At 71.9% G+C, this 19033-nt stretch carries 17 protein-coding genes and 1 pseudogene; 6 read left to right on the top strand and 12 right to left on the bottom strand.

The features are described from left to right. Nucleotides 1-194: 194 nt before the first annotated feature. On the bottom strand, nucleotides 195-965 hold the full coding sequence (locus Ari01nite_RS44200) for an ABC transporter permease (RefSeq protein WP_203790121.1): 771 nt from the start codon (nucleotides 963-965) through the stop codon (nucleotides 195-197). After that, complete coding sequence (locus Ari01nite_RS44195; protein ID WP_239163540.1) at nucleotides 962-1666, bottom strand: ABC transporter ATP-binding protein; 705 nt, start codon at nucleotides 1664-1666, stop codon at nucleotides 962-964. Before Ari01nite_RS44195 ends, Ari01nite_RS44200 begins: the two co-directional genes overlap by 4 nt. A 134-nt stretch (nucleotides 1667-1800) precedes the next feature. Here Ari01nite_RS44195 and Ari01nite_RS44190 point away from each other — a divergent pair, with 134 nt between their 5' ends. Genes Ari01nite_RS44190 through Ari01nite_RS44180 form a run of 3 tightly spaced genes read left to right on the top strand, consistent with a single transcriptional unit; the run spans nucleotide 1801 to nucleotide 4692 of the window. Beyond that, nucleotides 1801-3180: a sensor histidine kinase gene (locus Ari01nite_RS44190; protein WP_203790119.1), complete on the top strand. Its 1380-nt coding sequence runs from the start codon at nucleotides 1801-1803 to the stop codon at nucleotides 3178-3180. Then, on the top strand, nucleotides 3177-3902 hold the full coding sequence (locus Ari01nite_RS44185; protein ID WP_203790118.1) for a response regulator: 726 nt from the start codon (nucleotides 3177-3179) through the stop codon (nucleotides 3900-3902). The genes Ari01nite_RS44190 and Ari01nite_RS44185 overlap by 4 nt, the downstream gene beginning before the upstream one ends. Before the next feature lie 4 nt (nucleotides 3903-3906). Beyond that, the gene (locus tag Ari01nite_RS44180; RefSeq protein ID WP_239163539.1) at nucleotides 3907-4692 is read left to right on the top strand and encodes a YybH family protein; all 786 of its coding nucleotides are present in this window, start codon (nucleotides 3907-3909) and stop codon (nucleotides 4690-4692) included. Between the two features lie 31 nt (nucleotides 4693-4723). On the opposite strand, the gene Ari01nite_RS44175 is transcribed toward Ari01nite_RS44180, so the two are convergent. Genes Ari01nite_RS44175 through Ari01nite_RS44155 form a run of 5 tightly spaced genes read right to left on the bottom strand, consistent with a single transcriptional unit; the run spans nucleotide 4724 to nucleotide 10336 of the window. After that, nucleotides 4724-6256 (bottom strand): AMP-binding protein, encoded by a 1533-nt coding sequence (locus Ari01nite_RS44175; protein WP_203790117.1) that lies wholly within the window; start codon nucleotides 6254-6256, stop codon nucleotides 4724-4726. Beyond that, nucleotides 6256-7467: an acyl-CoA dehydrogenase family protein gene (locus Ari01nite_RS44170; protein ID WP_203790116.1), complete on the bottom strand. Its 1212-nt coding sequence runs from the start codon at nucleotides 7465-7467 to the stop codon at nucleotides 6256-6258. Before Ari01nite_RS44170 ends, Ari01nite_RS44175 begins: the two co-directional genes overlap by 1 nt. A gap of 49 nt (nucleotides 7468-7516) precedes the next feature. Continuing rightward, a complete protein-coding gene (locus tag Ari01nite_RS44165) occupies nucleotides 7517-8425 on the bottom strand; it encodes a MaoC family dehydratase (protein ID WP_203790115.1) in 909 nt (302 codons plus the stop codon). Nucleotides 8426-8429: 4 nt separating this feature from the next. Then, the gene (locus tag Ari01nite_RS44160; RefSeq protein ID WP_203790113.1) at nucleotides 8430-9743 is read right to left on the bottom strand and encodes a 3-oxoacyl-ACP reductase; all 1314 of its coding nucleotides are present in this window, start codon (nucleotides 9741-9743) and stop codon (nucleotides 8430-8432) included. Between the two features lie 23 nt (nucleotides 9744-9766). After that, a complete protein-coding gene (locus Ari01nite_RS44155) occupies nucleotides 9767-10336 on the bottom strand; it encodes a DUF642 domain-containing protein (protein ID WP_203790111.1) in 570 nt (189 codons plus the stop codon). A gap of 82 nt (nucleotides 10337-10418) precedes the next feature. Here Ari01nite_RS44155 and Ari01nite_RS44150 point away from each other — a divergent pair, with 82 nt between their 5' ends. Further along, nucleotides 10419-11696, top strand: a complete 1278-nt coding sequence (locus Ari01nite_RS44150; protein ID WP_203790109.1) for an acetyl-CoA C-acetyltransferase — start codon at nucleotides 10419-10421, stop codon at nucleotides 11694-11696. Here the strand turns inward: Ari01nite_RS44150 and Ari01nite_RS44145 are convergent. Beyond that, a complete protein-coding gene (locus tag Ari01nite_RS44145; RefSeq protein ID WP_239163538.1) occupies nucleotides 11666-13900 on the bottom strand; it encodes a putative bifunctional diguanylate cyclase/phosphodiesterase in 2235 nt (744 codons plus the stop codon). The genes Ari01nite_RS44150 and Ari01nite_RS44145 overlap by 31 nt on opposite strands. 137 nt (nucleotides 13901-14037) lie before the next feature. Here Ari01nite_RS44145 and Ari01nite_RS44140 point away from each other — a divergent pair. Next, nucleotides 14038-15593, top strand: a pseudogene (locus Ari01nite_RS44140) (MFS transporter). Nucleotides 15594-15606: 13 nt separating this feature from the next. Beyond that, nucleotides 15607-16227, top strand: a complete 621-nt coding sequence (locus tag Ari01nite_RS44135) for a TetR/AcrR family transcriptional regulator (protein WP_203790124.1) — start codon at nucleotides 15607-15609, stop codon at nucleotides 16225-16227. A 73-nt stretch (nucleotides 16228-16300) separates the two neighbouring features. Here the strand turns inward: Ari01nite_RS44135 and Ari01nite_RS44130 are convergent, their stop codons facing one another. From Ari01nite_RS44130 to Ari01nite_RS44115, 4 genes are all read right to left on the bottom strand, one after another. Further along, nucleotides 16301-16798, bottom strand: coding sequence for a GAF domain-containing protein (locus Ari01nite_RS44130; protein WP_203790107.1), 498 nt, complete (start codon nucleotides 16796-16798; stop codon nucleotides 16301-16303). Further along, on the bottom strand, nucleotides 16795-17091 hold the full coding sequence (locus Ari01nite_RS44125; protein ID WP_203790105.1) for a hypothetical protein: 297 nt from the start codon (nucleotides 17089-17091) through the stop codon (nucleotides 16795-16797). Before Ari01nite_RS44125 ends, Ari01nite_RS44130 begins: the two co-directional genes overlap by 4 nt. Before the next feature lie 97 nt (nucleotides 17092-17188). Then, the gene (locus Ari01nite_RS44120; protein WP_203790103.1) at nucleotides 17189-17857 is read right to left on the bottom strand and encodes a response regulator; all 669 of its coding nucleotides are present in this window, start codon (nucleotides 17855-17857) and stop codon (nucleotides 17189-17191) included. Beyond that, a complete protein-coding gene (locus tag Ari01nite_RS44115) occupies nucleotides 17854-19002 on the bottom strand; it encodes a sensor histidine kinase (protein ID WP_203790101.1) in 1149 nt (382 codons plus the stop codon). Before Ari01nite_RS44115 ends, Ari01nite_RS44120 begins: the two co-directional genes overlap by 4 nt. Nucleotides 19003-19033: the final 31 nt, after the last annotated feature.

The raw sequence follows: 19033 nt of genomic DNA, 5'->3' as shown, positions 1-19033 counted from the left end.
GCCGCCTGCCGCCTGCCGCCTGCCGCCTGCCGTCCGCCGCCTGCCGCCTGCCGCCTGCCGCCTGCCGTCCGCCGCCCGCCGCCTGCCGCCTGCCGTCCGCCGCCCGCCGCTTGGCGCCTGGCGCCTGCCGCCCGCCGCTGCGGTGACGCCGGAGCGGCCTTGGGTCGGCCCGCGGATGCTTTGGCAGCCTGCCATCAGGCGTCCCTCCGCCGGACCGCGACGTAGCCCGCGGCCAGCGCCGCTGCCGCCCACAGGGCCATGATCGCCAAGCCGGTCCACGGGCCGTAGTCGCGGGCGAACTGCGGATCGCCGGGCGGGACGATGTGCATGATCAACATGCCGGCCTGGTCGGGCAGGTACTGTGCCACCGGCTTGATCTGCGGCAGGTTGCCCAGCCCCTGCGAGCCGAGGAAGAGCAGCGGCATCAGGATGCCCAGCGTCGGGATGGCGCCACGCAGCAGGACCGCGACCCCGGTCGCGAAGAGATAGATCAGCACCAGGTAGAGGCACGCGCCGATGGTCGCGGCCAGCGCGTCGTCCGAGCCGAGCGTGATGCCGATGTCGCCGAGCCCGGCTTGAGCAGCCGTGAATGTGGCCGCCACGGTCACCACCGCCACCGCGAGCGCCAGCAGCGCTCCGGCGCCGACCTTGGCGGCGAAGTACCGGCCCCGCTGTGGCACGGCGATGAGCGAGTAGCGGATGGTGCCGGTCGAGTATTCGCTGGTCACCACGAGCACCGCCAGGACGACCAGGGCGAGCTGACCGATGGTCAGGCTGTAGAAGGTCGAGAAGATCGGGTCGAACAGCGCCCGCCGGTCGGGCGGCATGTCGTCCCAGCCGGACCGGAACGCCGCACCGAAGACGTAGGCCAGGCCGGTGCTCAGGGCGAACGCCAGCCCCAAGGTCCAGACGGTCGAGCGTACCGATCGAACCTTGACCCATTCGGCCGCAAGCAACGCGGTCATGCCGCCTCCGTGATCCGCAGGTAGGCGTCCTCCAGCGACGCCGAGCCGTCCCGGGTGATCAGCTCACCCACCGTGGTGTCGGCGAGCAGCCGGCCCTGGCCCACGATGATGAGGCGGTCGGCGATCACCTCCATCTCGGTCATCAGGTGGCTGGAGATCAGAATGGTCCGCCCCTCGGCCGCCAGCTTGCGCAGCAGCTCGCGCATCCAGCGCATGCCCTGCGGGTCGAGCCCGTTCATCGGCTCGTCCAGGACCAGAACGCCGGGATCACCGAGCAGCGCGGCCGCGATGCCGAGCCGCTGCCGCATGCCGAGCGAGAACGTGCCCACCCGCTTGCGCGCCGCCCCGGCGAGGCCGACCTGCTCGAGGGTCTCGGCGACGCGGCTGGCGGCGACGCCGTTGCACCGGGCGAGCCAGCGCAGATGGTTGACCGCCGAGCGGCCGGGATGCACGTCGTTGGCGTCCAGCAGCGAGCCCACCTCGTGCAACGGCCGGTCGTACGCCGGATAGCGGCGCCCGTGCACCAGAGCCTCGCCGGACGTCGCCCGGACCAGGCCGAGCAGCACCCGCATGGTCGTGCTCTTGCCGGCGCCGTTCGGCCCGAGGAAACCGGTGACCGAACCCGGCTCGGCGGTGAAGGTGAGCCCGTCGACAGCCGTCGCGGCCCGATATCGCTTCGTCAGATGCTTGACCTCAATCACGCCGGCCACGATGCCGGAGGGCGGCGGCGGGCACATCGGAGCACGGTCTGAACCTGAAACCGGCAATCTCCGACCCTGGTCTATCAGACCCTGGGTGGACGCGCCGCCGGTGCTTTCGCCGCTAACGTGGCCGCGTGAACCGCACCCGGCGGCTGACCCGCCGCCAACTGATCGCGCTGGACGGCCTGGCCGCGGCAGCCTACGTGCTGCTGTTCCTGCCGGGCGCGACGCTGCGTGCCGACGTGCCGAGCTGGCTCGGCGCGGCGCTGATGGTTGCGGTGGGTGCGGGGGTCGCGCTTCGCCGGGTGTACGCGGTACCGGCATTCACCGTCGCCACGGCAGCATCGGCGGCGGCGTGGGCGGCCGGTGTGCTGAACGACCCGTTCCTGGCGGCCGCCTACTGTCTCTATCCGGTGGCGGTGGCCGCGCGCCGCACAGTGGTGTCGACCGCCGTGATGGCGGTGCTGGCCGGTCTCGTGCTGGTGGGTAGCGCCGTGGGTGGCACGCCGCCGTCCGGCATCGGGCCCGGCTTCGGCAACGTGGTCCTGGGCGTCGGGCTGCTGGCCGCCTCCTGGACGGCCGGCCGCATGGTGCGCGAACGCCGGGCCGACGCGGCCCGCTCGGCCACCGAGCTGGCCGGCCGCGCGGTCGCCGAGGAGCGGCTGCGCATCGCCCGCGAACTGCACGACGTGGTGGCGCACAGCATGAGCCTCATCGCGGTCAAGGCCGGCACGGCCAACCACGTCATGGCGATGCGCCCCGAGGAGGCTCAGGACGCGCTCCGCATCATCGAGACGACCAGCCGCTCGGCCCTGGCCGAGATGCGGCAGCTGCTTGGCGTCCTGCGCGCCGGCCCGGACCCGCAGGCTTCGGCACCGCCCGGCCCGGCACCGCCCGGCCCGGCACCGCCCGGCCCGGCACCGCCCGGCCCGGCACCGCTCGGTCCGGCACCGAGCGAGACCACGGGGGCATTGCCCGCCGTCGCTGAGCCCGATCCGCCCGGTGCGGCTGGGCTGGGTGTGCCTGGGCTGGGTGTGCCTGGGCTGGGTGTGCCTGGGCTGGGTGTGCCTGGGCTGGGTGGGTCGTGGGCTGCGGTGTTCGGGTTGAGGCCGGCCGATCTGGTGCCGCAGCCCGGGATGGCCGGGTTGCCCGCTCTGGCGGAGCGGGCCGAGCAGGCCGGGGTGCCGGTCGAGCTGGAGGTCCGGGGAGTGGACAGGCTGCCGGAGGGGGTGGCGCTGTCCGTCTACCGGATCGTGCAGGAGGCGCTGACCAACGTGGTTCGGCACGCGGCGCCGGCGAGCTGCCGGGTGGCGGTGGTGGGAGACCGGGACGAGGTACGGGTGGAGGTGGTCGATGACGGGCCGGGACAGCGGGTGCTGCCGGCGACCGGGCGGACCGGGCACGGGCTGATCGGGATGCGGGAGCGGGTGCTGATGTACGGCGGGGAGTTTCACGCCGGGCCGCGGGTTCAGGGCGGTTTCGGGGTGTCGGCGCGCATACCCTGTGAGCCGTGACCGAGCCGATCCGGGTGCTGATCGCCGACGACCAGGCGCTGGTGCGGGGCAGCTTCCGGGTTCTGGTGGACACCGCGCCGGGGCTCGAGGCGGTGGGCGAGGCGGGCACCGGGGTGGAGGCGGTCGAGCTGGTCGCGGTCAGCAGGCCGGACGTCGTTCTGATGGACATCCGGATGCCGGAGATGGACGGGATCGAGGCGACCAGGCGCATCTGCTCGGCGGCGGCCGCCGGGGAGGGTGCGGGGCCGCGGGTGCTGGTGCTGACCACGTTCGACCTGGACGAGTACGTCTATGCGGCGCTGCGGGCCGGGGCGAGCGGGTTCCTGCTCAAGGATGCGCCGCCGGCCGACCTGCTGGCCGGGATCCGGGTGGTGGCGGCGGGGGAGGGGCTGCTCGCGCCGAGTGTGACGCGGCGCCTGATCGCCGAGTTCGCGCAGCGCACGCCGGCGGCCCGGCCGGTGGCCCGCGGGGTCGAGGGGCTCACCGAGCGGGAGGCCGAGGTGCTCACGCTGATCGCCCAGGGCCTGTCCAACCCCGAGATCGCCGAGCATCTGCGCCTGCGACCGGCCACCGTGAAATCGCACATCGGCCACCTGCTCGCCAAACTGGGCGCGCGCGACCGGGCCCAGCTGGTCATCGCGGCCTACGAGTCCGGGACAGTGACGCCGGCCACTGGCTGTACGGAAGGCGACACCCGGGGAAGCAGGGGTACGGCAGGATGACCGCGTGGCGCAGAACGACGACCTGACCGACTTGATGGCCGGCACCGTGGCCGCGGACGGCACCCCTGCCGCCCGGACGATGCACCCGGCGGCCGCGGAAGGCCAACCCGCCGACGGGACGGTCCGGGTCGCAGACGCCCGGGAAGAGGGCGCTGCCGCGGACGGCGAGCCCGCTGCCGCGGACGGCGAACCCGCTGCCGCGGACGGCGAACCCGCTGCCGCGGACGGCGAACCCGCTGCCGCGGAGAAGGAGAACCAGCCCGCCACCGCGGAGGGCGAAACCTCAGCCGCGGAGGACCAGCACGCTGCCGCGGAGGGCGAGTCCGACGACCTGATCAGCCGGGCCTACGCCTACGACGACCTCACCGACCTCATCGCCCGGGCCGCGGAGGCCAACGAGGCGCTGCTGAACGGGGACGCCGGGCGGTATGTCGAGCTTCTGCCGCACACGGACGACTACACCTTGATGCCGCCGTTCGGGGGTGAGCCGATCCGGGGGCACGACGACAGCCCGGAGGCTCGGGCCTCGACTGCCAAGTTCTTTCAGGGTGGTACGGCCACTTTTGACGTCGTGGAGAGCTACACGTCCGGTGACCTGGCGGTTCTGGTCGTCGTCGAGCGGCAGACGGTGCGGGTCGGTGATCTGGCCGAGCAGGACTGGTCGCTGCGGGTGACGCTGGTCTTCCGCCGGCAGGACGGTCGCTGGTGTCTGGCGCACCGGCACGCCGACGTGCTGCTGCCGGGCATCAGCATCGAACGCGCCGCCGCCATCGCCCGCGGCGAGGAGTGATCGCCGACTACCAAGCGGGGAGCGAGAGCCGTCAGCGGGGGAGTTCTCGCTTCACTACCTTGCCGGTCGCGTTCCGGGGGAGTTCGGGCAGGAAGACGATGTCTCTCGGGACGCAGAAGCGGGCCCGGTTCTGGCGCACGTGGTCGCGGATCTGGTCGGCGTGCAGGGACGCCTCCACGTGCAGGACCACGTACGCGGCCAGGCGCTGGCCGTACTCATCGTCGGGGACGCCTACCACCGCCACCTCGCGGACGCCCGGCAGGTCGGCCAGCAGGCCCTCCACCTCGGACGGGAAGACGTTCTCGCCGCCTGAGACGATCATGTCGTCCTCGCGGCCGTCGATGTAGACGCGGCCCGCCCGGTCCACGTGGCCCAGGTCGCCGGTGGCCAGCAGGCCGTTGCGGAGTTCCTTGGCGGCGCCGTTCGTGTAGCCCTCGAACAGCATCTCGTTGCCGACGAACAGGCGGCCCGTCGTGCCGGGTGGCACCCGGGCGCCGTCGGCGTCGAGGACCGCCACCACGGTGCCGTGCGGAGGGCGGCCGGCGGTGTCGGGGGCGGCGCGCATGTCGGCGGGAGTGGCGATCGAGGCCCACGACGCCTCCGTCGAGCCGTACAGGTTGTACAGCACATCCCCGTACCGGTCCATGAATCGGGTGGCCAGACCACCCGGCAGGGCGGAACCGCTCACCGCAACCACCGACAGCGACGGCATCGGGCCGTCCGGAACCTCCATCAAATTCTGGATCATTACGGGTACGGCGATGAGCGCCGTGCACTTTTCCCGGGTCAGCGTTTCCAGCGCGTCGGCCGGGTTGAACCGGCGCCGCAGCACGATGGTGGCGCGCAGCGCGAGCGCGATCTGCAGGCCGGCGTAGCCCCAGGTGTGGAACAGCGGCGCCGAGATCAGCACCCGCACCCCGGCCCGCAGCGGAATCCGGTCGATGATCGAGCAGAGCGGGCCGAAGCCGCCGGGCGTGGGACGCCGGGCACCCTTGGGTGTCCCGGTGGTGCCCGAGGTGAGCACGATGGTCCGGCCGGGCCGGGGCGGCGGCGTCGCCCACGGCAGCGGGCAACCGGCAATGAGCGCCGGCAGCCGGGACGTCGGTACCGCGCCCGGGAAGTCGCCCAGCAGGCCGGCGAACTCGTCGTCGTGCACGATCAGCTTCAGGTCCTGCGCGGCGATCACCGCGGAGAGTTGCGCCCCGGACAGGCCCGTGTTGATCAGCACCGGGTCGGCGCCGATCATGGTGGCCCCGATCAGGGTCTCGATCATGGCGGCGGAGTTGCGGCACAGCACGCCCACGCGTTCGCCGGCCGTCCACGGCAGCGCGGCGGCCAGCCGGGCGGAACCGTCGAGCAGTTCCGCGTACGTGACGGGACCCCGCGCCTCGTCGATCACCGCAACCCGCCCGGGCGAGCGGGCGGCGGCCTGCCGCAGCTCGCCGGTCAGGCCGAAACCCCATTTGTGCAGCTCGCCGAATTGCTTGAGGACGCGGTGCGGCGGACCCGGCACGAGCAGGCCACGCCGGGCCATGGTGCGCACCACGAAGGCCGCGCCGGCCATTACCGGATCTGCATTCCGGAGATGGCCCGGGCGATCACCAGGCGCTGGATTTCCGACGTGCCCTCGAAGATGGTGTAGATCTTGGCGTCCCGGTACATCCGCTCGACCGGGTGTTCGCGCAGGTAGCCGGCGCCGCCCAGGATCTGGACCGCCTTCTCGGTCACGGCCACCGCCACCTCGCCGGCCTTGAGTTTGGACATCGAGCCCTCGCCGGCCGCGAACGTGCGGTCGTTGCGGCCCATCCACGCCGCGCGCCAGACCAGCAGGCGGGCCGCGTCGATCTCCATCTTCATGTCGGCCAGCGCGAAGGCGATCGCTTGGTTCTCGATGATCGGGCGGCCGAACTGGACCCGGTTCTTCGCGTATTCCAATGCATACTCGTACGCGCCGCGGGCGATGCCGATCGCCTGCGCGCCCACCGCGGGGCGGGACAGCTCGAAGGTGCGCATCGCCGCCTGGCGCGACGCCCGCTGGCCGGACCGGGCCCGCGCGAGCCGCTCGTCGAGGGACTCCTTGCCGCCGAGCAGGCAACTGCCGGGTACGCGTACGTCGTCCAGGAAAACGTCCGCGGTGTGCGAGGCCCGCAGTCCCAGCTTCTTGAGTTTGCGGGTGCCGGTGAGGCCGGGCGTTCCGGGCGGGACGATGAACGCGGCCTGGCCCCGGGAGCCGAGCGCCGGGTCGACCACGGCCGTCACGACGTGCACGGCCGCGATGCCGCCGTTGGTCGCGTATGCCTTCTGGCCGTTGAGGATCCACTCGTCCGTGGCCTCGTCGTAGACCGCGCGGGTGCGCATCGCCCCGACGTCCGAGCCCGCCTCCGGTTCGGTCGAGCAGAACGCGCCGACCTTGGGCTCGGCCGCGTCGCCGAAGCACTGCGGTACCCATTCGACCAGCTGGTCGGGGGTGCCCGAGCCGTAGATCGCGGCGACTGCCAGCGACGTGCCGGACAGTGCCATGCCGACGCCGCCGTCGCCCCAGAAGAGTTCCTCGTTGACCAGCGGCAGGCTCAGCCCGGTGGTGTCCGACCACGTGTTCACCAGGAACTCGAAGCCGTACAACCCGATCTTGGCGGCCTCCTGGATGATCGGCCAGGGGGTTTCCTCGCGCTCGTCCCACTCGGCCGCGGCCGGCCGGATGACGCCCTCGGCGAAGCCGTGCACCCAGTCCCGCAGGTCGGTTTGTTCCTCGTTGAGGTCGAGCCAGAACTCCATGCGCGCGGACACCTTTCCGTGCCAAAGCGTCATCTACTGGCGGGTAACATTACGGTGGCGTAACCACGCCCGCAAGATGCGGTCGCTTGCCGTCCACCCGGAACTCCCACCCGGTGCCGGTCGGCGCGGCGTGGAACGAAACCCGGGCGGGCAACAGGATCGGCTGCTTGAACGCAACGTCCACGGTGTACTCGCCGGGCAGCCGCCCCTCCAGGGCGGCGAGGCAGCGCGCCTTGGTCCACATGCCGTGCGCGATCGGTTTCGGGAAGCCGAACAGGCGCGCCCCGATCCGCGAGGTATGGATGGGATTGTGGTCGCCGGAAACTTCCGCATAATCCGTGCCGGTGCGCGGCGGCACCCGCCAGATGGCGGAGGCGGGCGGCGGGTGGAAAGTGCTGGCGGGGCCGCGCCCACCGCCAGCGGCGGGAGAGGCGCCCGCGGGGGAAGTGCCCGCGGGGGAAGTGCCCGCGGGGGAAGTGCCCGCGGGGGAAGCGCCCGCGGGGGAAGCGCCCGCGGGGGAAGCGCCCGCGGAGGAAGCGGAGCGCGACAGATACGTCGAGACTCCCCGCCACACTTCCGAACCCCCGTGCGAGGCCACCGCCACCACGTCGAACTGCCGCCCCTTCGCGTGCGGCCGCAAATTGTCCGCGTGGACCGCGATGTCCAGCTCCGCGTCGGCTCGCACGGACCGCGCCGTGATGCGGTTGGCCACATGCACCAGCCCGATCACCGGGAATGGGAAGTCCGATCCCACCATCAACCGCATCGCCAGCGGAAAAGCGAGCAGATGCGGATACGTCGCCGGCAGTGTGTCGCTCAGCCGGAACCCGCACACCCGGTCGTAGGCGGCCAGGTGCGCCAGGTCCACCCGGACGCCGCTCTGCGTCAGGGTGCGGTCCGGCAGCGTGGACGGACGGCGGGTCGGCAACAGGCCCGCCGCGGCGCGCAGATAGAGCACCGGGTCACGCTCCCAGCAGGCTCTGGCCGCAGACCCGCACCACGTTGCCGCTGATGGTGGCCGATCCGGGGGAGGCGAACCAGGCGATCGTCTCGGCCACGTCGACCGGGAGGCCGCCCTGGGACATGCTGTTCATCCGGCGGCCCGCCTCGCGCAGGAACACCGGCATCTTCGCCGTCATGGCCGTCTCGATGAAGCCGGGCGCCACCGCGTTGATCGTGATGCCCTGCGGGGCCAGCACCGGTGCCATCGACTGGACCAGGCCGATCACGCCGGCCTTGCTGGTCGCGTAGTTGGTCTGGCCGCGGTTGCCGGCGATGCCCGCGATCGACGCCACCCCGACCAGCCGGCCGCCCGCAGCGATCAGGCCGCGCTCCAGCAGCAGGTCGTTGATGCGCTCCTGGCTGGACAGGTTGACGTCGAGCACCGAGTCCCAGCGGCTCTCGTCCATCCGGCCGATCGTCTTGTCCCGGGTGATGCCGGCGTTGTGCACCAGCACGTCGAGCGGCCCGGACAGGTGACCGGCCAGCCGCTCGGGGGCGTCCGCCGCGGTCAGGTCGAGTTGCAGGGCCCGGCCGCCGATGTCGTTGGCGACCCCGGCCAGCGCGTCGCCGGCGGCCGGCACGTCCAGCGCGAGCACCGTGGCGCCGTCCCGGGCCAGCACCCGGGCGATGGCCGCCCCGATGCCCCGGGCCGCACCCGTTACCAGCGCGGTCTTGCCGTCGAGCGGACGGTCCCAGTCGGCCGGCGCGGCCGCGGTGCCGGCGCCGATCCGGATCACCTGGCCGGACACGTATGCGGACCGCCCGCTGAGCAGGAACCGCAGCGTCGACTCCACGGTGGACTCGCCGCCCGGCGCCACGTACACCAACTGGCTGGTGCTGCCCCGGCCGAACTCCTTGCCGATGCTGCGGGTCAGCCCTTCCAGCGCCCGCTGCGCGGTGGCCTCGCGGGGCGAGCCGGCGTCCTCGGGCGGGGTGCCGAGCACGATCACCCGGCCGGACGGGCGCAGCGAGCGGGCCACCGGGTGAAAGAAATCGTAGAGCTGCCGCAGGCCGGTCGAGTCATTGATGCCGGTCGCATCCAGGATCAGACCTGCGTACCGATCACCGTCCGATGTGGCGCCAGCTGCGGCCAGCAGTTTGCGGACCGGGTCGGCGAGCCGGCCGCCGGGAGTCTCGCCGACCAGCACCGGTCCATCGGTCAGCGGGTCGCCCGGCCGGTAGCGGCGGAGCCGGGGCGGATCGGGCAGCCCGAGCCGCTTGACCACACCCCGGCCCACACCGGAGTTCGCGAAGTTCGCGTACCTGTCACCCATGGCGGTAGCTTACTCACGAGTAGCTATCGCAGGGACACCCGTACGTCGTCGATGACCGGACCCCACCCGGCCTTGCCGGGCGGCATGGTGCTGGCGAATTCGATCTCCAGGAGCGTGCCGGTGCTGACCACGGTTGCGGTGCGCGTCACGTAGCCCATATTCGTGAGGCTCTTGCCGGTGGTGTCGAACGAGAACTGCTGCAGCAGCTTGCCGTTTGCGCGCAGCTCGCCGGTCTTGATCTTCTGCTTGGTGCCGAGCGGGTCGGCCGGGTTGCCGGCGAGCTTGAAGGTGATCCGGTACGTCTTGCCCGGCTGCGACCGGACGGTGGTGGCGACCGCGCCGGGCCGCCCGCCGTCCAGGTCGAGGCTCTGCGTGCCCTCGGCCACCTGCCACAGGCTGTTCCGGCTGAGGTCGACGTCGCCCCTGGTGACGGTCCACGGCCCGATCGCACTGCCGGTGCCGATCCGCTCGAAGCTCGCGTTGGCGACCCGCTTCTCCAGCCCGTCGCGGAATACTGGTCCGGTCGCGACCGCCGGGGTGGCCAGGGAACCGGCGAGCCCGGCAGTCAGCGTGGCAAAGAAGATTCGCTTCATATGAACCAAAATATCGGTACAAAACTCGCATCCGGACCGAACTGCTAAGCTACCGCCGAGTAGCTTGTGAGTGGAGGAAGCCGTGCCGAAACCCCGTCGCGTCGCCGTCCTCGGCGGCAACCGCATTCCGTTCGCCCGCTCCAACAGCCGGTACGCCGCGGCCTCCAACCAGGACATGCTGACCGCCGCGCTGGACGGCCTGGTCGCCCGGTTCGGGCTGGCCGGCCGGCAGCTGGGCGAGGTGGTCGCCGGTGCCGTGCTCAAGCACTCGCGCGACTTCAACCTGACCCGCGAGGTGGTGCTCGGCTCGCGGCTCGACCCGCGCACCCCGGCGTACGACATCCAGCAGGCCTGCGGCACCGGCCTGGAGGCCGCGATCCTGGTCGCCAACAAGATCGCGCTCGGTCAGATCGACGCCGGGGTGTCCGGCGGGGTGGACACCACCTCGGACGCCCCGCTGCAGCTCAACGAGGACATGCGGCGCACCCTGCTGGAGCTCAACCGGGCCCGTTCGCTGGGCGGCCGGCTGCGCGCCGCCACCAAGCTGCGCCCGCTCCAGCCGTTCCAGCCCGAGATCCCGCGCAACGCCGAGCCGCGCACCGGGCTGTCCATGGGGGACCACGCCGCGATCACCGCGCTGCGCTGGAACGTCGACCGGCAGGCCCAGGACGAGTTGGCGCTGGCCTCACACCAGCGCCTGGCCGCCGCGTACGACCAAGGTTTTTTTGATGATCTTCTGACCCCCTACCTGGGGCTGACCCGCGACCAGAACCTGCGCGCCGACACCACCCTGGAGAAGCTCGCCAAGCTCAAGCCGGTGTTCGGCACGGACGGCGCGACCATGACGGCCGGCAACTCGTCGCCGCTGACCGACGGCGCGTCGACCGTGCTGCTCGCCGCCGAGGAGTGGGCCGCCGCCAACAGGCTCGAGCCGCTGGCCTGGTTCGTCGACGCCGAGACCGCCGCGGTCGACTTCGTGCACGGCGAGGAGGGCCTGCTGATGGCCCCCGCCTACGCGGTGCCCCGGCTGCTCGCCCGCAACGGGCTCACCCTGCAGGACTTCGACTTCTACGAGATCCACGAGGCGTTCGCGTCGCAGGTGCTGGCAACGCTCGCGGCCTGGGAGTCGCCCGAGTTCTGCAAGGAGAAGCTCGGCCTGGACGCCCCGCTAGGCGCGATCGACCGGGCGAAGCTCAACGTCAACGGCTCGTCGCTGGCGGCCGGGCACCCGTTCGCGGCCACCGGCGGCCGGATCGTCGCGACCCTCGCCAAACTGCTGAAGTCGAAGGGCGAGGGTCGCGGGCTGATCTCGATCTGTGCGGCCGGCGGTCAGGGCGTGGTGGCCATCCTGGAACGGTGAAGGTGCGCCGCCGCGAACTCGGCCGGTGGCACCGGCTTGCCGAACAGGTAGCCCTGGATGGCCGGGCACCCGGCGGCCACCAGCGCGTGCCAGTCCGCCTCCTCCTCGACGCCCTCGGCCACCACCGACATGCCCAGTGACTGGGCCAGCCAGAGCACGGCCGAGATGATCGACGACTTGCGCGGGTCGGCGGAGAGGCCGGCCACGAACGAGCGGTCCAGCTTCACCACGTCGGCGGGCACCGACTGCAGCCAGGTCAGCGAGCTGTACCCGGTGCCGAAGTCGTCCAGCGCGATCCGGACGCCGAGGCTCTTGATCATCTCGAGTCGCTGCTGGACGTCCGCCGACGAGCCGAGCAGGGCGGTCTCGGTGATCTCCAGGACCAGGCGGGCCGGGTTCAGGCCGGGCATCCGGGCCAGCAGGCCGGCCAGCAGCGGTACGAAGTCCGGCTCGGCGAGCTGGCGCGGGCTGACGTTGACCGACACGTAGCCCAGCTCGTCGCGCCACGCCACCAGGTGCCGCAGCGCCATGGTCAGCACGTGCTCGCCGAGCGGGACGATGAGCCCGGTCTCCTCGGCGGCCGGCACGAAGGCGCCGGGCCCGAGGATCTTGCCCTCCGGCGTGCGCATCCGGACCAGCGTCTCGGCGCCGACCACCTGGCCGGTCTCGCCGGACACGATCGGCTGGAACCAGACCGGCAGGGTCTGCTCCCGGTCGCCGGCCAGCGCCTCGCGCAGCCGCTGCTCGGCCGCGATGCGCTCGTGCACCGAGACCCGCATCTCGTCGCTGAAGACCTGCATGCGGTTGCCGCCGGCGCGCTTGGCCGCGTACATCGCGGTGTCGGCCGCGATGACCACGTCCTCCGCGTACTCGGCACCGTACGCCGACGCCAGGCCGGAGCTGAGCGACACCTGGAGCTGGTTGCCGCCGACCGGCAGCGGCTCGCCGAACGCCTGTTGGATGGTCAGGCCGACCCGCTCGCCGGTGCCCAGCGAACCGGGCAGCGCGACCACGAACTCGTCGCCGCCGAGCCGGGCGATCAGCGCACCGTCCGGGACGATGGCGGACAGCCGGTGGGCGATGGCCCGCAGCACGGCGTCGCCGGCGCCGTGCCCGGCGCCGTCGTTGATCGTCTTGAACCGGTCCACGTCCAGGTAGATCACGCTGACCGGCTCGTTCTGGGCGGCCAGCAGGCGCAGCAGGTCGGCCTCGAACGCCGCGCGGGACAGCAGCCCGGTGAGCGAGTCGTGCCGCACCTGGCGGCGCAGTTCCTCCTGGTGCTTGCGGTTCTGGGTGACGTCCAGCAGGTGCACGAAGAGCAGGCGCAGCCGGCCGTCGCGGTCGTGCAGCGCGGTGCTGTGCACCTCGACCCACATGATGGAGCCGTTGAGGTGCCGGTACTGGCGGGTCAGCACCTTGGAGCCGACCGACACCAGCTCGTCGAACGTCGACGGCAGCGTCTCGTCGACCTCGCGGAGCGGTAGGTCGGCGATGCCGAAGCCGGCCGGGAGGTCGTCCGGCAGGCCGAGCCAGGTGCGGTACGCGGTGTTGGTGCGCAGCAGCGTGCCGTCCGGTGCGATCATGGCCATCGGCATCGGCGTCTCGTCGAACGCGATGCTCAGCTGGGCCTGGCTCTCGTCGAGGTTCGCCTGGGCCCGCTTCTCCTCGGCCTCGGTGAGCTTCCAGGAGACCACCTGGAAGCCGGCCGCGAACAGCACCGCGACGCCGTGCAGCACGGCCCACAGCAGCGGGTGCACCATGGCCTCGCGGTGGTCGTAGGTGCGCTCGCTGACGATCAGGCCGAAGACCGCGTGGTGGAACGTGGTGGCGAGCAGGAACACCCCGAACGGCGCCCAGTCCCGGTAGAGGGCGAGCGCGCCGACGATGATGAAGAACGTGAAGTGCGACTCGGTGAGGCCGTGCGACAGGGCCACGAAGCCGCCGCACGCGACCGTGAACCCGAGCGACACGGCGATCGACGGCAGCCGGTGACCGGGCAGTTTGACCGCCGCTACCAGGCACGGCAGCACCAGCAGGGCGGTGTACAGCCAGGCTTGGCCGGATTCCTCCTGGAAGGCACCGAACACGGTCAGGGCGACGACGGACAGGCCCAGGATCACCGTCAACAGACGGTGCCGGCCGGCCCAGTCCTCGTCGCGGAGCCCACCCCCGGTGGGCATCCAGCCTTTCAGCGCGGTCAACACGTGCGACTGATCGGCGGACGCGGCGCCCAATCCAGCCCGGAGGTGGTAGCGGCTTAGTTGCGCGTGACGGCGGGCACATTCCGATACGGACCCGTTCCGTATCGCATAGGCTCTGCCTCAACTATCGGGGGGAACTCATGGACGAAACCGCACCCGCTGGGCATCCCCGGCGCTGGGCCATCCTCGGCGTACTCGTGATCAGCCTGCTGGTGGTCGTGCTCGACAACACCGTGCTGAACGTCGCGCTGCGCACCATCGCCGACCCGGCCACCGGGCTCGGCGCGACGCAGAGCGAACTCGAGTGGGCCATCAACTCGTACACCCTGGTCTTTGCGGGTTTGATGTTCACCGCCGGCATCCTGGCCGACCGCCTGGGCCGCCGCGTCGCGCTGATCGCCGGGCTCGCCGTCTTCGGCATCGCGTCGCTGATCTCGGCCTACGCGGACACCGCGAACCAGTTGATCGCCGCCCGCGCGCTGATGGGCCTGGGCGCCGCCGCGGTGATGCCGGCCACCCTGTCGATCATCGCGAACGTGTTCGAGCCGCACGAGCGCGGCCGGGCCATCGGCATCTGGGCCGGCGCGGTCGGCCTCGGCGTGGCGATCGGCCCGATCATCGGCGGCCTGCTGCTGGAGAACTACTGGTGGGGCTCGGTCTTCCTGATCAACGTCCCGATCGCGGCGGCCGGCGTGATCCTGGTGGCCGCCCTGGTGCCGAGTCGCGCGACCCCAGGCCGGGCCGTATCGACGTGGCGGGCGTGCTGCTCTCGATCGTCGGCGTCACGCTGTTCACCTACGGCGTGATCCGCGGCGGCGAGCACGGTTTCGGCGACACCCTGGCGTGGACCACCATTCTGGGCGGCGTCGTGGTGATCGCGCTGTTCGTCCTGTGGGAGCGCCGGATCGCGTACCCGTCCCTGGATGTCCGGCTCTTCGCGAATCGCCAGTTCTCCGCGTCCACCGGCATGATCGGCCTGGTCTTCTTCGCGGCCATGGGTGCGATGTTCTTCGGCGCGTTCTACCTGCAGCTGGTGCGCGGCTACGGCCCGCTCGCATCCGGCGCGTTGTTCGTCCCGTTTGCGATCGGCCAGATGGTGTTCGCCCCGCGCAGCGCCACCATGGTCAAGCGCTACGGCCCGCGCGCGGTCAGCACGGTCGGCCTGCTGCTGGTCTCGGCCGGCCTGGCGATGTGGCTGTTCGTCGGCGCCACCACGCCGATCTGGGTGGTGGGCGCCGCGTTCCTCGTGATGGGCGCCGGCATGGCCAACGTGATGCCGCCGGCCACCGAGTCGATCATGGCGGCCCTGCCGAGGGAGAAGGCCGGCGTGGGTTCCGCGGTCAGCAACACGATCCGCCAGCTGGGCGGCGCGCTCGGGGTGGCCACGCTGGGCGCCATCCTGTCCTCGGCGTACCGGACAAACCTGGGCACTGCCGCCGACGCCCTGCCACCGGCCGCGGCCGAGGCGGCCCGCGAGTCCATCTCCGGTGCCTACGGCGTGGCCGGCCAGCTGGGTCCCGCGGCGCCCGCGCTGCTCGACAGCGCCAACGAGGCGTTCCTCACCGCGATGCACTACGCCGCGATGGGCAGCTCGCTGTTCGCGCTGCTGGGCCTCGTGGTGGCCGCGCTCTGGATGCCCGGCAAGCCCGCCGCCGACACTCAGGCCACACCCGCACCGGAATTGGTCGAGGCGTGAGCCGTCGGTGACAATGGCGCCCATGACCACCGCAGTGAGCGGCGCCGGCCAGGACCGTAAGGCACCCGGCCGGCCCCGCAACGCCCAGGCCGACGAGGCGATCCTCGATGCGGTGCTGGCCATGCTGGCCGCCGGTCAGAGCTTCGCGGCGATCTCCATCGAGGCGGTGGCGTCCCGGGCCGGCGTCGGCAAGGCCACCATCTACCGCCGCTGGCCCAACAAGGAGGCCCTGCTCATCGACGCGGTGGCCGCCATGAAGGGCCCGCTGCCCGAGCCCGCCGGTCTCTCGGTCCGCGACGACCTGGTCATGCTGGTCCAGGCCAACCGCACCGGCCGGGCCCTGCGCTACGGCGCCGTAACGGCCTGCCTGCTGCCCGAGCTGCTCAAGGACGACCACCTGCGCGGCATGTACCAGAAGGTCATCGAGCCCCGCCGCGACGTGATGCGCCAGGTCCTGCGCCGAGGCATGACCTCCGGCGAACTGCGCCCCGACCTGGACGTGGAACTGACCCTCCTGATGATCTCCGGCCCGTCCATGCTCCAGAACATGCTCAACTGGAACCCCCGGGTAGCGGACGAGGGTTTCGCCGAGACCCTGGTGGATGCGGTCCTAAAAGGCGCAAAAAACGCATAAGGTACGCGCGAGCAGCGCGGGCGGACAAAAGCCGGCGGCCCGGAACCCCATGCCGGGTTCCGGGCCGCTGTGGCTATGTTGCGGGTTCTGTCAGTTGGTAGGTGCACAACAGCGCGGCTATCTCTTCGGCGCTGTGGCGTAGTTCTTCAAGTTCCTCGTCGCCGAAGGTGTAGGCGCCGAAGCCCAGCACGCAATGAGCGCCCAGCACCTCGCCGTCCACCACGATCGGCGCGCCCGCGTAGGTGCGGAAGCCGTCCACCGCCACCAGCGGGTTCGTCGCGTGCCGGTCGTCCGCGGCGGCGTCCGGCACCACGTATTTCTCTCGGCTCCGGACTACGTTGGCGCAGAACGACCACTCGACCGGCGTGCCGCCCACGTCCTTGATCCAGCCCGCCAGGCCGTGCTCGCCGATGAAGAACTGCGCCGTGTCCAGCACCATGCTGACCAGGCTCACCGGTTGACCGAGGCGCGCCGCGGTGCGTTCGGTGATGTCGTTGAGGCGCCGGCGCAGTTCGGGGTTGTCTAGGTCGATGCGGCCCAGGACGGCCAGCCGACCGGGATCGTCGATCATGCCGCCTTCCCCTGTGCTGCGGCGGCCGTGAGGCGGCTGTAGGTGGCCGCCCTGATCTCCAGGGAGCGGCCGCAGATCCGGGTTATCGGTTCGCCGGCGCACATGCAGGTCACCAGCCGATGGAACGAGTTCAGGTCGTTCTCCTCACCGGTCAGGCCCGCGCGAACCAGCAGGCTTGCCCATACGTCGTTCAAATGTGGGCCGTACAACCGCTCCAGCGCGGTCCGGGCGTCCGCCAGGGTGGGTTTCTCCAGCTGGCGGGACGCGGCAGCGTTGCCATCGTCTTCGGCCATCGTTGCCCTTCCGTCGCACACCGTCCGGGGATGGGCGGCATGACGGAAACTTCGGCGGCCGGCGGGCAGGACTGAGCGGATTGTTCAGTGAACCGACTCACCCGCCGGGGCGTACCAGACCCGTCTCGTAGGCCAGGATCACCGCGTGCACCCGGTCGCGCAGGGCGAGTTTGGCCAGGATGCGCTTCACGTGCGTCTTGACGGTCGACTCCTCGACCACGAGCGCCCCGGCGATCTCCGCGTTCGACAACCCGTGCGCGATGTGGGTGAGCACGTCCCGCTCGCGGGGGGTCAGGCATTGCAACTTCTTGGCGGTACGCGTGTCCGGCGCGCCCTGTCCGGCCAACTGCCCGATCACGGTCGCGGTGACCTGCGGCGCCAGCAGACTGTCGCCGTCCGCCACCGTGTGGATGCCGGCGATCAGCTGTTCCGGCTGGATCCGCTTGAGCACGAAACCGGCCGCGCCGGCCCGCAGCGCCCCCAGCACGTAGTCGTCGTCCTCGAACGTCGTCAGGATCAGGATGCGGACGGCGGCACCCGACGCGACGATCCGGCGGGTGGCCTCGATCCCGTCCAGCACCGGCATCCGGATGTCCATCAGCACGACGTCGGGGGAGAGCCGCGCGGTCAGTTCGACCGCCTCGGCGCCGTTGGCCGCCTCGCCCACGATCCGGATGCTGTCGTCGGCCGAGAGCACCGCGCACAGCCCGGCCCGCATGAGGTGGTCGTCGTCGACCACCAGCACCCGCAGCAACTCGGCGCTCACGTGACCGGCAGCGTCGCGGAGAGCCGGAACAACCCGTCCGCGGCGTGGTCGGCCCGCAGCGTGCCGCCGAGCAGCGTGGCCCGCTCGCGCATCCCGACGATGCCGTGCCCGGTGCGGGTCTCCGGCTCGATCTCGGAGAGCGCCGGGTTGGTCACGTCGATCTCGACGCGGTCCCTGCGGAACCGCACCGCGACCTCCGCACTGCCGGCTCCGTGCCGGGCCGCGTTGGTGAGGGCTTCCTGGAGGATCCGGTACGCCGCCCAGGCCACGCTCCGGGGCAGCGGGCCCGACGTTTCCGGCAGGTCGGCCGCGATCCGCAACCCGTTGGCCCGGTGCCGCTCGATCAGGGCGTCCAGCGCGCCCGGGTCGGCCGGCACGTCCCGGTCGTCGCGCAGGGCCCGCACCAGCCGGTCGATGTCGGTGATCGTGTCCCGGGCCACCGACTCGACCGCGGTCAGCGCCGCCCGGGCCCGTTCCGGGTCGCGTTCCTGCAGCAGCCGGGCCGCGCCGGCCTGCACCAGGATCACGTTGATCGCGTGGCCGGCCGAGTCGTGCAGTTCGCGGGCGATCCGGGTGCGCTCGTCGGCGGCGGCCAGCCGGCGCTCGCGTTCGGCGTCCTGGCGGACCCGCTCGGCATACGCCCTCGCCTCGGCCAGCCGCAACTCCCGCAGCCGGCTCCGGTCGCCGGCCAGCCAGGCACCGGCGAAGAGCACCGCCCAGGTGAACATTTCGGTGAACAGGTCCCAGACCCGGTAACCGTCGGACGCGTAGAGCAGCACCGCCACGGGCACGAAGGCGTGCACCGCGATCAACGCCGGCAACCGGCGCGGCAGCGGTGCCCCGGCGCGCGCGACGGCCAGCGTGTATGCCGCGGGCGCGGTCGCCACCGGGATGTCCAGCGGGTAGCCGAGGCGCAGCAGGGCGAGGCTGGCCACGGCGCTCACCGCGTAAGCCGTACCCGGAAACTGCCGGCGGACCGCGAGTGGTGCGGCGGTCAGCACGGCCAGCGCGACGGCGACCGGGTCGAGGCCCGGGGTGCCCGGCGACGGCGGTCCCAGGCCGCGCGCGCCGAGGATGAGCAGGGTGCCGGCCAGGGCCGCGCCGGCCAGCGCACCGTCGGCCACCCACCGCCGCTTGTTCGACATGGCATCCAGCGTAGAAGGGCGCCGGACCAGC

Origin of the sequence: Paractinoplanes rishiriensis, from assembly GCF_016862375.1 — a bacterium.
GTDB classification, from domain to species: domain Bacteria; phylum Actinomycetota; class Actinomycetes; order Mycobacteriales; family Micromonosporaceae; genus Actinoplanes; species Actinoplanes rishiriensis.
This window is presented reverse-complemented; position numbering and strand designations above follow the sequence as displayed.

Coding starts and splice junctions, on each gene's coding strand:
- Ari01nite_RS44200 (WP_203790121.1), bottom strand. CDS start 965: ATGACCGCGTTGCTTGCGGCCGAATGGGTCAAGGTTCGATCGGTACGC.
- Ari01nite_RS44175 (WP_203790117.1), bottom strand. CDS start 6,256: ATGGCCGGCGCGGCCTTCGTGGTGCGCACCATGGCCCGGCGTGGCCTG.
- Ari01nite_RS44170 (WP_203790116.1), bottom strand. CDS start 7,467: ATGGAGTTCTGGCTCGACCTCAACGAGGAACAAACCGACCTGCGGGAC.
- Ari01nite_RS44160 (WP_203790113.1), bottom strand. CDS start 9,743: ATGGGTGACAGGTACGCGAACTTCGCGAACTCCGGTGTGGGCCGGGGT.
- Ari01nite_RS44155 (WP_203790111.1), bottom strand. CDS start 10,336: ATGAAGCGAATCTTCTTTGCCACGCTGACTGCCGGGCTCGCCGGTTCC.
- Ari01nite_RS44135 (WP_203790124.1), top strand. CDS start 15,607: ATGGCGCCCATGACCACCGCAGTGAGCGGCGCCGGCCAGGACCGTAAG.
- Ari01nite_RS44130 (WP_203790107.1), bottom strand. CDS start 16,798: ATGATCGACGATCCCGGTCGGCTGGCCGTCCTGGGCCGCATCGACCTA.
- Ari01nite_RS44125 (WP_203790105.1), bottom strand. CDS start 17,091: ATGGCCGAAGACGATGGCAACGCTGCCGCGTCCCGCCAGCTGGAGAAA.
- Ari01nite_RS44115 (WP_203790101.1), bottom strand. CDS start 19,002: ATGTCGAACAAGCGGCGGTGGGTGGCCGACGGTGCGCTGGCCGGCGCG.